General features: G+C 69.0%; 13 protein-coding genes. 6 read left to right on the top strand and 7 right to left on the bottom strand.

Annotated elements, in window-relative coordinates; translation table 11 throughout:
* Positions 1 to 95 precede the first annotated feature (95 nt).
* From aztD to aztB, 4 genes are all read right to left on the bottom strand, one after another.
* On the bottom strand, positions 96 to 1,298 hold the full coding sequence (gene aztD / locus J8N05_RS22095; protein ID WP_210885175.1) for a zinc metallochaperone AztD: 1,203 nt from the start codon (positions 1,296 to 1,298) through the stop codon (positions 96 to 98).
* A gap of 227 nt (positions 1,299 to 1,525) precedes the next feature.
* Positions 1,526 to 2,515, bottom strand: coding sequence for a zinc ABC transporter substrate-binding protein AztC (aztC, locus tag J8N05_RS22090; protein WP_210885174.1), 990 nt, complete (start codon positions 2,513 to 2,515; stop codon positions 1,526 to 1,528).
* Positions 2,512 to 3,747 carry a hypothetical protein gene (locus J8N05_RS22085; protein WP_210885173.1) on the bottom strand — a complete coding sequence of 412 codons (1,236 nt, stop codon included), beginning with the start codon at positions 3,745 to 3,747 and terminating at the stop codon, positions 2,512 to 2,514. Before J8N05_RS22085 ends, aztC begins: the two co-directional genes overlap by 4 nt.
* Before the next feature lie 20 nt (positions 3,748 to 3,767).
* On the bottom strand, positions 3,768 to 4,622 hold the full coding sequence (gene aztB, locus J8N05_RS22080; RefSeq protein WP_210885172.1) for a zinc ABC transporter permease AztB: 855 nt from the start codon (positions 4,620 to 4,622) through the stop codon (positions 3,768 to 3,770).
* A 15-nt stretch (positions 4,623 to 4,637) separates the two neighbouring features.
* On the opposite strand from aztB, the gene aztA reads away from it, so the two are divergent.
* Together aztA and J8N05_RS22070 are read left to right on the top strand one after the other, a co-directional pair.
* Positions 4,638 to 5,381: a zinc ABC transporter ATP-binding protein AztA gene (gene aztA / locus J8N05_RS22075; protein WP_210885171.1), complete on the top strand. Its 744-nt coding sequence runs from the start codon at positions 4,638 to 4,640 to the stop codon at positions 5,379 to 5,381.
* Positions 5,382 to 5,506: 125 nt separating this feature from the next.
* On the top strand, positions 5,507 to 6,301 hold the full coding sequence (locus J8N05_RS22070) for a leucine-rich repeat domain-containing protein (RefSeq protein ID WP_247706397.1): 795 nt from the start codon (positions 5,507 to 5,509) through the stop codon (positions 6,299 to 6,301).
* Positions 6,302 to 6,317: 16 nt separating this feature from the next.
* On the opposite strand, the gene J8N05_RS22065 is transcribed toward J8N05_RS22070, so the two are convergent.
* Positions 6,318 to 6,947: a TetR/AcrR family transcriptional regulator gene (locus J8N05_RS22065; protein ID WP_210885169.1), complete on the bottom strand. Its 630-nt coding sequence runs from the start codon at positions 6,945 to 6,947 to the stop codon at positions 6,318 to 6,320.
* A gap of 70 nt (positions 6,948 to 7,017) precedes the next feature.
* Between J8N05_RS22065 and J8N05_RS22060 the strand changes: the two genes are divergently transcribed.
* Both J8N05_RS22060 and J8N05_RS22055 read left to right on the top strand, forming a co-directional pair.
* On the top strand, positions 7,018 to 7,890 hold the full coding sequence (locus J8N05_RS22060) for a ketopantoate reductase family protein (RefSeq protein ID WP_210885167.1): 873 nt from the start codon (positions 7,018 to 7,020) through the stop codon (positions 7,888 to 7,890).
* An 89-nt stretch (positions 7,891 to 7,979) separates the two neighbouring features.
* On the top strand, positions 7,980 to 8,555 hold the full coding sequence (locus J8N05_RS22055; protein ID WP_210885165.1) for a hypothetical protein: 576 nt from the start codon (positions 7,980 to 7,982) through the stop codon (positions 8,553 to 8,555).
* Positions 8,556 to 8,610: 55 nt separating this feature from the next.
* Here the strand turns inward: J8N05_RS22055 and J8N05_RS22050 are convergent, their stop codons facing one another.
* Complete coding sequence (locus tag J8N05_RS22050) at positions 8,611 to 9,516, bottom strand: NADP-dependent oxidoreductase (RefSeq protein WP_210885163.1); 906 nt, start codon at positions 9,514 to 9,516, stop codon at positions 8,611 to 8,613.
* A gap of 197 nt (positions 9,517 to 9,713) precedes the next feature.
* Between J8N05_RS22050 and J8N05_RS22045 the strand changes: the two genes are divergently transcribed.
* Positions 9,714 to 10,139, top strand: coding sequence for a winged helix-turn-helix transcriptional regulator (locus tag J8N05_RS22045; protein ID WP_210885161.1), 426 nt, complete (start codon positions 9,714 to 9,716; stop codon positions 10,137 to 10,139).
* A 324-nt stretch (positions 10,140 to 10,463) separates the two neighbouring features.
* On the top strand, positions 10,464 to 11,249 hold the full coding sequence (locus J8N05_RS22040) for a hypothetical protein (protein ID WP_210885159.1): 786 nt from the start codon (positions 10,464 to 10,466) through the stop codon (positions 11,247 to 11,249).
* 410 nt (positions 11,250 to 11,659) lie between these two features.
* Here the strand turns inward: J8N05_RS22040 and J8N05_RS22035 are convergent, their stop codons facing one another.
* Positions 11,660 to 12,655 (bottom strand): ornithine cyclodeaminase family protein, encoded by a 996-nt coding sequence (locus J8N05_RS22035; RefSeq protein ID WP_210885157.1) that lies wholly within the window; start codon positions 12,653 to 12,655, stop codon positions 11,660 to 11,662.
* Positions 12,656 to 12,698: the final 43 nt, after the last annotated feature.

Genomic DNA, 12,698 nt, shown 5'->3' with positions numbered 1-12,698 from the left:
ACCGAACGCGCGGTGGGAGTGCCTCGGCCCGGGTGGTGTGACATGAAGCGTGCGCTGTCCCCACGACCCGCCGATCGTGGGGACAGCACGCACGGTCAGTGTCCGGCGACGACGCCTGACAGTTCGTTGGTGCTCTGGGGCAGAGTGACGGAGGTGATCTCCTTGCCCGCCTCCAGGTCGATGGCGTGCAGCGCCTTCTTGTTCGGGTCGGAGACGTAGGCCGTGCCGCCACGGACGAACAGGGTGGGCCGGGGCTGCTGCCAGTCCAGCGGTTCCTGCCACGTGCCGACGACCGGGATCTTCTTCTCGGTCTTCCCGCTCGCCGGGTCGATCACGTGGACCGCGCCGTCCGTGCCGAGGACGAGTGCCTCACCCTCCGGGCCACGGGCCAGGGAGCGGAAGGAGTAGCTGGTGCCCAGGTCGACCAGACGCAGCTTCTTCTTCTCGGTGTCGATGAGGGAGATACGCGTGGGCCTCTCCAACTCGGCCTCCGCATCCGTCTTGTAGTCCCCCAGGAGGACCGGAGAGACGTCGCTGCCGGCCTGGTTCCCGATACGGCCGTAGTCGTCGGGGGCCTCGACCTTGGTGAACTTGCCGTCCTTGTAGATGAGTATCCCGTCCTCGCACCCGACGCCGACGGCCTCATTCTGTGCAGCGGCCTCACCGTGCACACCAGGGCACTTCTCGTAGCGTGCGAGTTCCTTGTCGTCCTTGTCCAGGACCAGCGCGCCGGTCCGCTTCTCCTCGGTGCCCAGGGTGCTGAGGAGTTCGCCGTTGGCCAGTTCGATGGCGACACCGTGATGGGCCTCGGCGGAGGCGTACGTGCGTCCCTGCGGCTTCTTCCCGCTGCTCAGATCGGCGGGGTCGAAGACGTTGACCTCGCCGGTGCCGTCGGTGAAGAGCACCGTCTTGCCCGCGTGGCGCACGACGTGACCGGGCTTGGAGCCCTTGTACTCGATATCGGTGAGAGTCCCCCCGGCGGCGTCGAGCACGCGGAATCCGGTGTCGGTGGAAACGACGACATGGTCCTCGTCACCGGCGGGGTTGACCCGGTTGAAGCCGGGGAGGTCGATGGTCTTGCGCAGTTCGAGGCTTTCGCCGTCGAGGAGGTACAGACCGCCGTCGAAGCTGGCCACCAGCGGCTGGTTCACCGCGGTCGCGGGCTTCGCGCTCGGGGTGCCCTCGGCCTTGGCGTCGGAGGAGGCTTTCTCTTCACCTCCGCAGGCGCTCAGAACCGTGGACACCGCCAGGGCGAGTGCCGTCCCGGTGAGGGCTCTGGTGCGTATCGACTTGTTCATCGTGGTTTCCCTTTCTCGCCGCGCGGTGGCGGCAGTGGCGACAGTGATGCGGGACGGGTTCGGCCGCGGGGGCCGGTGTCCGGGGTCGGATGTGATGCGGTGGTGGGGACGGTGAGGCGGGGGAGTCAGCCGACCGTCAGCCCGCGTTTAGGCCCTCGTTCGTGCCCTCTTTGAGGCGCCGGTCAGGCGCCGGTCAGGCCGTCTTCCAGGCTTCGGTCAGGCTTCGGTCAGGCTTCGGACAGGCCTTCGGTCAGGCCGTCGGCCATGGCGGTGGTGTTGGCGCGCATCATCCGCAGATAGGTGTCGGCGCCCTCGCCCTTCGCGGTCAGCGATTCCGAGTACAGCTCGACGACTTGGACCTGGCCGCCCAACTCCGTGCGCAGGACCTCGGCGAGCCGGGTGGGCTGTGAGGAGTCGGCGAACACGGTGCGCACGCCCGCCTTTCGCATCGCCACGGTGAGCGAGCGCAGGTCGGAGGAGCTGGGCGAGGCCAGCGTGGTGCCACTGGGGATCACCGCGCCGATCACCTCGAAGTCGAAGCGGTCGGCGAGGTAGCCGAAGACGTGGTGGTTGGTCACCAGGGCACGCCCGTCCTCGGGGATGCGGTCGAAGGACTTCTCCATCCAGGCGGTCAGGTCCGTGAGTTCCCTGCCGTAGCGGTCGGCCCGGGCGCGTATCACGGACTTGTCCACGCCGTCGACGTGCTCGATCACCTGGTCGGCCATCAGGCGGACGGCCTTGCGCACCCGGTCCGGGTCGGTCCAGAAGTGCGGGTCGGGTTGGCCGTCCTCGTCGGCGGGGCCACCGTCGTCGGCGGTGTGGAAGGTGAGCGGGTCGACCGCTTCCCCGGCGGCGAAGGTGGCGACGCCGGACTCGCGTGCGGCGTCCACATGGCGCAGGACGTTCGCCTCAAGGCCCAGCCCGTTGTAGACGACGAGGTCGGCGCGTTCCAACTCGGCGGCCTGCACCGCCGACAGCCCGAAGGAGTGCGGGTCGGCGTTGGGCTTCATCAGCACGGTCACGTCGGCCTCGTCACCCACGATCTCCCGGGTGATGTCACCGAGGATGTTCGTGGTGACCACGATGCCGGGCTGATCCGTGCCGGCCGTACAGCCGGACGCGGCGGCGACCGTCATCAGGGCGATCAGGCCCACGCTCAGACTGCGCAGTCGTGCCCCGTACACCCGCACCCGTCGCTTCGTCGCGGTCCACCTCATCGGCCGGTCTCCGCCATGAGGACCGGCTCGATGTCCAGGTCGAAGGAGCGCGCCACACGCAGGTTGTCGTTGTAGTCGATCTCGTACACCTTCTTGCCCTGGGCGTCGTTGACGTAGGCGCGGCTGCGGTCGACCTCGATCACGGGTGCGCCGTCGTCGGGAGTGGCTCGCTCCTTTTCGGTCAGGAGCGGCTCGGTCCGTGCGATGTGCTTTCCGGTGGCGATGTCGTAGCCGTGCAGCGAGCCGTCGGTCTCCAGGACGAGCAGTGGAGATCCCTCTCCGGCGGTGGTGGCGGCGACGACGGGCCCGGTGTCGACACGGGCCCAGGTCTCTTCGGTGACGTCGAGCACCCACACCGCGTCGTCCCCGGCCGGTGCGGTGAGGGTGTCGCTGCCGGGTCGCTGTCGGAAGGATGCGGCCCGTTCCTTCGCGGGCACGTCCAGGCTGTAGGGGATCTTCTCAGCGGTGAAGGCACCGTCCTCGGCGCGGACGAGCAGAGCGCCGTCGGCACAGCCCAGGACGACGCCGCGTCGGGTGACGGCGTCACCCAGGGGGCTCGCGCAGTCCGCGTCCGGGGAGGCCACGCGCCTGCCCTTGCGATCGAGCACGACGAGCCGCGAGGTCTCGCCTTCGTCGGTGAAGGCGAGAAGGTGTTCCCCGAAGGGCACGACGGCGCCGGTGTACGTGCCCGGTAGCGTCCGGGAAGCAGCGATCCTGCCCTTCTCCAGCTTGCTCCGGTCGTACAGGATGCTCTTCCCGGCGCCGTCGGTCACCGCTGTCACGACGACATCGCTGCGCACCTGTGCCCGGCGGCTCCCGGGGAACGCGCCGACGTCCCGTATCGCCGCGCTGTAGTAGTGGACGTGGTCGCCGTGGTCCACCGTCCATGCGCCGCTGTCGAGCACATGCGTGCCGTCGGAGGTGTGGAGGTGGCCGAACCTTCCGTCCGTGCCGATCCGGTTGGCGCCTTCGACGCGGGCCGTCTTGTGCACCTTGCTGGTGATGAGGTCGAGGACCCGGCTGTCTCCGTCGGCGGGGTCGTTGAGGATCAGGCGGGACTGCTGTTCGGCGGCCTCCTGCGCCCCCTCCACGTACCCGTGTGCCGTGGGGGACGAGGAACTCGCCGCGGGTCGTGCGTCGTTGTCCTTCTCCCGCGCGCAGCTCGTGGCGAGCAACGCGGTGAGTACCAGTGCGGCCGAAGCCCACGGAGTGACGTTTCTGCGGACGGTCATGACGATCGCTCAGGCTTCTTTCAGTTGGCTTCGAGGACGGGAACGGGGGAGGGGCGGGCAGTGCGGTGACGCAGGCCGGACGCCATGTGCGAGAGGAAGAACAGGCTCACCGCGAGGGCCGAGACGGTCGCGCCGGCCGCGGTGCCCAGGTGCCAGGACAGGAGCAGGCCCCCGAACGTGGCGGCGGCGCCGAGGAGCGCCGCCCGGACCATGACCCCGTGGACGCTGCGCGCCCACGGCAGGGCCGCGGCCGGCGGGGCGATGAGCAGGCCGAGGACCAGCAGCGTTCCCACGATGTGGAACGAAGCGACGATCGCGAGGCCGAGCAGGCCCAGCAGTACGGCGTGGGCCAGGCGCGGTCGCAGACCGAGGGTCTGGGCCTTGCGTGAGTCGAACGCCAGGGCCAGGAAGGCGCGGTGGCCGAGGACCGACACCACCAGCGCCGCGCACAGCGCTGCCGCGAGCAGGAAGAGGTCCTGCTGTCTGACGGCGAGGACATCACCGAAGAGGAAGCCGGTCAGGTCCACCGCGAAGGACTGCGACCGCGACACGATGATCACGCCGAGCGAGAGCATGCCGACGAACAGCAAGCCGATGCCGGTGTCCTGGGACAGCCTCCGCGTACGCCCCAGTGCGGTGACCCCTGCCGTCATGACGGCGGCGCTGGCCACCGCGCCGACCAGCAGGTTCCCGCCGAACAGCGCGGCCAGCGCGACCCCCGGCAGCAGACCGTGGGACATGGCGTCCCCGAGGAAGGCCATCCCCCTCAGCACCACCCAGGTGCCCGCCAGCGCGCAGATCGCGGACACCAGGATTCCGCCCCACAGGGCTCGCTGCACGAAGGTCACCTCGAACGGGGCCGTCAACCATTCCATGCCGGGGACACTACAATGAAAATCATGTTCAAAACACCTTGCGTGTCAGTCACCCCGCACCCGGCGCAGACCCCGCACGTCCGCTTCACTGATCTGCACGCCGGCTATCCGGGGCGCCCCGTTCTGCGTCAACTCAGCGCGGAAATAACGAGGTTGACCATGACGGCACTGGTCGGGCCGAACGGCAGTGGCAAGTCGACCCTGCTCGGCGTCCTCGCCGGTGTGATCCATCCGACATCCGGCGAACTCCATCGCGCCGGGGAGCGACAGCCCGCGTTCGTGCCCCAGCGAGGAGCCGTCGGTGACAGCCTGCCGCTCACCGTCCGGCAGACCGTGGAAATGGGGCGCTGGGGCAGACGCGGGCCGTGGCGCCGACTCGACCGCCGGGACCGCACGGTCGTGGACGCCGCGCTCGACCGACTCGGCGTCGGCGACCTCGCCGCACGCCAACTGGGCGAACTGTCAGGCGGACAACGCCAACGCACCCTCATCGCACAGGGGTTGGCGCAGGAGTCGGACCTGCTGCTCCTCGACGAACCGACCTCGGGCCTGGACCCTGAGGCGAGGGAACGCATCGAGGCGCTGCTGACGGCGCTCGTCGCCGACGGGGTGACCGTCGTCCAGGCCACCCACGACCTGGAGGTCGCACGCAGGGCAACCGCCTGCCTCCTGCTCCAGGACGGCCGCCTCGCCGGACAAGGGCACCCCGACGAGGTACTCACCGACTCGGCACTGGCCCGCCTCTGGCAAACGCTCTGAGAGGGCGAGCCGAGGGCGGCACGGGCGCGGGCTGGAGGCCGGGGACCGCCCTGGGCGCGTGCGGACGAGTCAGAAGGTGGCGTCGGGAGGGGGCCGATCCGGACCGGCGTCCCTATCGTTGCGCCATGACGGACGAACAACTCCCCGCGCGCGTCTACCCGAACCGCTTTCCCGAGGCGGTCGACTCCCGGCCAGGGGTGTCACAGGACTTCTGCGACTGCTTCAGCCAGATCCGGGTGAATTCCTCCGGCGCGAAGACGTCCTTCCACGCCGAGGTCCAGGACACCAGTGCACCGGGCTGGCTCCGGTTGCTGCAGCTGATCGAAGAAGCGGTGGCCGACGGGCGGGAGGAATTCCGCCCACTGCCGGAGCTGAGCCCTGAGGAGCGGCGGCAGATCGTGACGCTGCCGGCGTCGATCGCGCGGCTGACGGCGGTGCGGACCCTTGTGCTCTACGGAAGCAACCTGGTCCGGATACCTCCGGAGATCGGCGACATGGCGAGCCTGGAGGAGTTCAGCCCCTACACCTCGCGACGGCTGCACTGGTTCCCGTACGAGATCACGCGGTGCGCCAGGCTGGCGAGCAGCACGGTGAGTACGCGCTCGATCTACGGCAACTACAAGTACCGGCCGCCGTTCCCGCGGCTTCTGGCGCCCGGCGACACTGTCCTGGACCTTGAGTGCCTGCCTCCCACCCGCTGGGGTGCCACCGAGGCCCGCACCTGCAGCGTCTGCGCCGGGCCCGTCCCCGTGACGGGCCCGCATCAGGCGTGGCTCTCCCGGGCGGTGGCGACCGACGTGCTGCCGATGCTGGTCAACGCCTGTTCCCAGGCGTGCCTCGGCTCTCTGCCACCTGGGGCGAAGGGGCACATCCCTACACCTCATCGGGGCGTCGGGATCGAACAGCCTCCGCCGCGCTGACCGTCTGAGCCGGTTGTCAGGACCGGGTCGGTGGCGCGCTCATCGCCGCCGTCAGGAAAGTGATCGCCCATCGCCGCGCCGCCTCGCCCGCCACCGGGGACTCGCAGCCGGGGGAGGGCCGCTGGTGGGCGTCGAGGCGGTCGACGGCCGTCACGGCAAGGAGCCCCCGCATCCGGAACCAGAGTTCCTCCGGGGGGAGGCCGGGCAGTGCGTGCGCGAAGGCCGCGAGGTAACGCTCGCGGACCGCGCCCTCGGCCGAGCCGGTCCAGCCGCGTACCTCCTCGGCCGGGTCGCTGAGGATCGTCACGATCAGCCGGGATCTCCGGGCGCCGCCCTCGTCGCCGGCCGGCATCTCGTCGAACAGCGGCCCCACGAACGCCTCCACCAGTTCGCTGACCGGTGGGTCGGGGGTCCGGGCGAGCAGTTTGTCGAGCCCGGTGCACTGGGCGGCGTTGATGGGCTCGATCACGCGGCGGGCGACCGCGGCCATCAGCTCCGCCTTCGAGCCGAAGTGGTAGCCGACGGCGGCGAGGTTCGCACCGGCGAGTGTGGTGATCGCGCGGACCGATGTGCCGCGGTATCCGTGCTCGGCGAAGAGGTGCTCGGCCGCGTCGAGGATCTGGGTGCGGGTGTCTGGGGTCGCCACACGACGGACTCTACATATGTTTGAATGAAACGAACGTATGATTCAAACGTTCGTGTGAAAGAAGGCTGTCATGAAGCTGCTCGTCTACGGCGCCGGGGTGTGCGGCAGCCTGTTCGCCGCCCGTATGCATGAGGCCGGCCACGACGTCTCGCTCCTCGCTCGGGGCGAGCGCCTGGCCGCCCTGCGCCGGCACGGAGTGCAACTCGCCGAGGAGGATGGCCCAGCTGTCGAGCGGGTGCCGGTACGGGTGGTCGATCACCCGGAGAGCCGGTACGACCTGGTCACCGTCTTCGTCCGCACCCACCAGGTGGATGCGGTGCTGGAATCGCTCGCCGGTGTCCAGGGCGATGTGCTGTTCCTGCTCAACTGGGCTGCCGGACCGGAGGCGTTGGGCGCGGTGATCGGCCACGAGCGGGTGCTCCTCGGCTTCCCCACGACCGGCGGCACGATGGACGGCGACGTGGTCCGCTACCGGAGGAGCAACTTCCTCACCCGCCGGGTCGTGATGCCGATCGGTGAGCCCGACGGCCGTACCACCCCGCGACTGGAACGGATAACGGAGACGTTCCGTGTCGCCGGGATCAACGCCAAGGCCGAGCCGCGGATGGGGACCTGGCTCAGGACGCACGCCGCGTTCGAGGTCCCGCTCGGGCAGGCGGTGTACGAGGCGGGTGGGCCGATAGCGCTTGCGGACGACCCGGACGCGGTCCGCGGCATGCTCCACCTCATGCGGCGGAACCTCGCCGCGATGGAGACGCCGCCGGTGCCTCGCGCGTTCGACGCGCTGCGGACTCTGCCGCAAGGGCTCCTCGTCGCCGTGCTCCGGCGCTTCCTGAGGAGCCCGACCGCCGTGCACAGCGGACTCAACGATGCCTCGCCTGCCACGGCCGCCGAACTCAAACGGCTGGCCGAACAGCTCGGCGCCTCCGCGGGAGCCCCTTGAGCGACCCAGGACGGCGAGAACTTCACCGCAAGCTCCACATCACGGTGATGACGCCGTCGGCGCGGGGTGGTCACGCCTAGGCTGGCGGCATGACGTTGGTGTGGGTGACGGGCAATTCAGGCGCCGGAAAGTCCACGGTCGGCGCGGTGCTGCGAGGGCGTGGCCACGTCGCACTCGACGCCGACGAGGACGGTTTCAGTCGCTGGATCGACCGGGCCACGGGTGAGGTCGGGGTGGATCCTCCGGATCCGGTTCCCGGGGGTTGGCTCGATCGATACGGCTGGGCAATCGTTCGCGAGCGCGTTGAGGCCCTGGTCGAGGAGTCTCGCACCCGGGTCGCGTTCTTGTGCGGGTCGGCGGAGAACGAGGCGGACGTCCTCGACCTTTTCGACCTCACCGTGTGCCTGGTGATCGACGACGACACACTCCGCCACCGACTCGCGACCCGCACCACCAACACCTTCGGCCGACATCCCGAGGAACTCGCGGCGGCCCTTAAGTGGAACCCTTTGACGCAGCCGATGTACGAGAGCCGCGGGGCAACGGTCATCGATGCGTCCAGGCCGCCGGCCGAGGTGGTGGACGGAGTGCTCGACGCGGTTCAGAAGCTGACAGGGGACACCCGAGGCAGTTCAGCGGACCGTGACGGCAACGGCTCCGTGTAGACCGGGCCGTTCTGCGAGCGGCGGACTGGTCGGAGCATCTGCGCTGTGCTCCGCTTCAGAGGCAGATCACGATCTTTCCGCGTGTGCGTCCGCGCTCGGCGTGCGCGTGGGCGTCGGCGATCCGCTCCAGCGGGTAGGCCTGTTCGATACGGGGTGTGTAGTGGCCCTGTCGGCCCAGTTCCGCGGCCGCGGCAAGGAGGGTGGAGTCGTTCTCCGCGTTGACCACATGCGTGCCCAGGCGCTGCCCGCCCGCGTGGTCGGCGACCGTCGCGACGCGCGTCGGGTCGCCCGTGATCGCGACGAGGTCGTCCAGGGATCCGGAGGCCGCGGTGTCGAGCGCGATGTCGACGCCGTGCGGAGCGAGAGCGGAGAGGCGCTCCGCGAGGCCGGGGCCGTAGGTGGTGGGAACGGCGCCGAGCGAGGTGAGGAACGCGTGGTTGCGTTCGCCGGCTGTCCCGATCACGGTGGCGCCGTGTGCCACGGCGATCTCGACCGCCGCGCTGCCCACGCCTCCGGCGGCGCCCTCGACGAGAAGGGTGCGCCCCGTCAGGGAGCCGAGCGCGTTCAGGCCACCCATCGCGGTCACGGACGCGAGGCCGGCGCCCGCGGCCTGCTCATCGCTCCATGTGTCGGGGGCGTGGGCCCAGGCCGAGAGGATGACCAGCTCCGCGGTCGCGCCGGTGACACCGCCCAGTCCGAAGACGCGGTCGCCGATGCCGACCCCCTGCACTCCGTCACCGATTTCGTCGACCACGCCAGCGGCGTCGCGCCCCGGGATGGCGGGTAGCTCCAGGGGAAGCAGCTGGTGCAAGGCGCCGGCGCGCAGCTTCCAGTCGATGGGATTGACGCCGACCGCCGCGACGCGGACACGGATCTCGCCGAATCCGGGGTGGGGGTCGGGGGCCTGCTCGATCACCAGGCTCTCCGCTCCGCCGTATTCATGGAAGCGGGCTGCACGCATAATGTCCTGCCTTGCCTTTATGGGTCGAAATGGTGGTGAGGAGGGGCGCGGGCCGGTGCGGTTGTCGGGCAGCCACCTGCCACGACGGTCACGATCCTGACCAGCATCGGAATACCTGCCGTTGCGCCGATGCTCCGGAAGATATCCAGAAGGTCGGTCACCAACTGGATACCAAGACCTGAGACGGGAGCCCCTCGATGACGCAACGGCCACCGCTGCCGCCCGACCTGTTCGACGAGCTGTGTCCGTCCCCGTTGCTGCCCTTCCGCTTCGGTGACAAGTGGGCGGCGATGATCCTTCGGTGTCTGGAAGACGGCCCGCGCAGATACTCCGAACTCCGCGTACCGCTGAGTCGCGTCACCCCGAAGGTGCTCACCCAGTCGCTCCGCGGCTTGGAGCGGAACGGGTTCGTGTCACGCACTGAGCACGCCGACCCGAAGCTCCGGGTGGAGTACGCGCTGACACCGCTGGGCCGTAGCGTGCTGGAGCCGCTGGCCGCCGAGTGCCGATGGGTGACCGAGCACTGGGACGAGCTGCTCGACGCCAGCGAGGGCGGCACCCCCTCCATCGACGGACGCGAACCCGCACTGACGCGAACCCGTACTGACTCGACCCCGCACTGATTCGAACCCGCACTCACTCGAATCGGTTTCGACGCCCACTCGCCCTTCCCGATGAAGACGATCCGCAACTGTAGATGAATGGTTTCTCCTGGCGGAGAGGCCGATTCCGCGGATCACCCCTGCTGCGTATATCTGGTGCATATATCTATCGGCTGCCGGGTGCGTGGTGGTGAATGGGGCGCGTATTGCATGGGGGCGCACATCGTGGGGTGTTTGTGCTCCACCGTCACCCATGTGCGTGAATTTTACCCTGCTGGGAACCTTGCCGAGCCCTGCGGTGTGTTTATGTGTGGAACTCGCGTACGCCACACAGAAAGAATATGGATGCAGCATACCTTTAGATTCAGGGCGACGATCACCGCCTTCGTGGGGCTGTTGAGTGGGGCATCGGCAATGTTCGGCGTCATTTCCAATGATCGCCAAGACCTTGATCCGGTCTTCCTGGTTCTCGGCGGGGTGGCGGCTGCCGCCGCCGCAGGATTGACCTTCCTGGTGCAGGCTTCGCCGCCTGCTCCGGCGACGCAACCTCCGCCGGAGCTGCCGTCGGTGGAAGACCGCGGAACGGTGCGGGACGTCGTCTTCCAGGCGGGTCTGCTCCCCGTCGCCGAGAACCTGGCTTCCCTGGTGTCCATGTCGGCAACGGCCACTGACCTGCACGGAAAGATCCGCCGGGGCCCCGTGCAGACGGCGGCCCACCTGGCCGGCGACACCCCATGCCTCGCGGCCTTCTACGCCTTGGAGCCGGACCCTCAGGACTCCAAAGGGCGCGACAGACTTGCCAAGACCCATGCTTCGATGGAAACCGAGGAACTTCCCGATTTCTATCGTGAGGACGAAGGTGCGGGATCATTTCTGATCGATCTCGCAGTGGGCAAGAACGACCGGTGCGTAAAAGACATCTCTGACGACCCGGATAACCGCCGCATCAAGCTTGTCGACGGTTATCGGTCCGCCCTCTTCGTGCCCACGCGGGCCGGCACGAAGTCAAAGGGACTCCTCATCTTCCAAGCGGCCGAAAAGGGAGTGATCCCGGAAGGCCCGGAACGCGGAAAATTCATCACGGTCGCCCACCTGATCGGGGCGTGCGAGGCAGCGTCCGATCTTGTGTAATATGCCACAGGCCTGCCAGCTCAGGCCAAAGGTAAGGAGAATATCTCACCCTCTGTGCACAAGCGTGATGGGGGCACCGGGTGAGTCCCTTAGTGGCGCGGACAAACAATATTAGAACTGCCGTTGACGGGGAAAGAAGATAGCTACAGTGAAAACCACCGGCATGAGGCAGGCGAAGATCGTAGGGGGCACCGTGAGTAACCGCGAGAAAGTCATCGTAGGCAGCGGACAGCGCTGGATAGACGGCAAAGAATCCAGCCACACATACTTCTCCCGAGCCCGACAGGCCGCACCCCCCACTCCCACCACGCTCAGCGCCCGGCTGCTGTCCCTCCTGCGCCGCCTCATCGACGGGGAAAAACGGAGTTAGGCGCACCGTCCCGGGACCGGCGTCCGTCACGGGCGGCGTATCACGCCGCCAGGTCGGTCCGGGTGCCCGTCCCGGACTCCCCGGCGAGGTCGATCAGCAGTCGGGCCACGGCCAGATCCTGGAGTCCCACGCCCACCGAGTCGAAGAGAGTGATCTCGTCCTCCGCGGTGCGCGCCGGTACGAGACCTTCGAGTACGTCCCCCAGTTCCCGGTCGAAGTCCGCTTCCGCGAGGGCGCCTTCGGCCAGGGGGATCAGCACCTCGCCCGACTTGCGGCGGACGGTGGCGAAGGAGTCGACGATCAGCCGGGAGCGTACGATCCCCTCGGTGTCGATCTCCCGGTGGTCGGGGCGGGGCGGCGCCCCCACCGCGTTGACATGGGTTCCCGAGTGGAGCCACGCGCCCTTGATGACGGGTTCCCGGGACGGGGTGAGCGTGCACAGTACGTCCGCCGCTTCCGTCACCTCGCGCGGGCCGGCCAACAGCTCGGCGTGCAGGCCCAGTTCGGTCGAGATCCGGTCCACGAGGGCGGCGCCGTTGGCGGGGGTGCGGCCCCACACCACCACCGACTTCCAGTCCCGTACGGTCGACAGTGCCCGCGCATGGGCCAGGGCCAGTGGTCCCGTGCCGACCAGGCCGAGGACCTGGGCGTTCTGCCGGGCCAGCAGCCGGGTGGCGACGGCGGTCGCGGCGGCCGTACGGAACCGGGTGATCAGAGCCCCGTCGAGAACGGCCTCGGCCTCTCCGGTCCGCGCCGACAGGACCAGGACCGTCGAGCGCTGCACGGGCAGCCCGCGCTCCCGGTTGGCGGGCAGGTCCGCGAGGAACTTGACCGATGCCAACCCGGCGGGTGCTGACACGGCGGCCATGGGGAGAAAGGCGCCGTCCGAACCGGGCAGGTCCAGAGCCGGCGGTGCGGGCTGGGAAATCCGCCCGCGGGTGAGGTCGCGGTGGGCCTGCTCCACCGCCGCCTCCACCTCGGCGGTGGCGTGTTCGAGCAGACCGCGGATGTCGGAGCGGTTCAGGATCAGGGTCATCGTCGGCTGTCTCCGGTACGTCTGGTGGGGGGTGGGGGATCGC

It is taken from the genome of Streptomyces liliiviolaceus (assembly GCF_018070025.1).
GTDB lineage: Bacteria > Actinomycetota > Actinomycetes > Streptomycetales > Streptomycetaceae > Streptomyces > Streptomyces liliiviolaceus.
The sequence above is the reverse complement of the archived record's forward strand: the minus strand, read 5'-3'. Positions and strand labels throughout refer to the sequence as shown.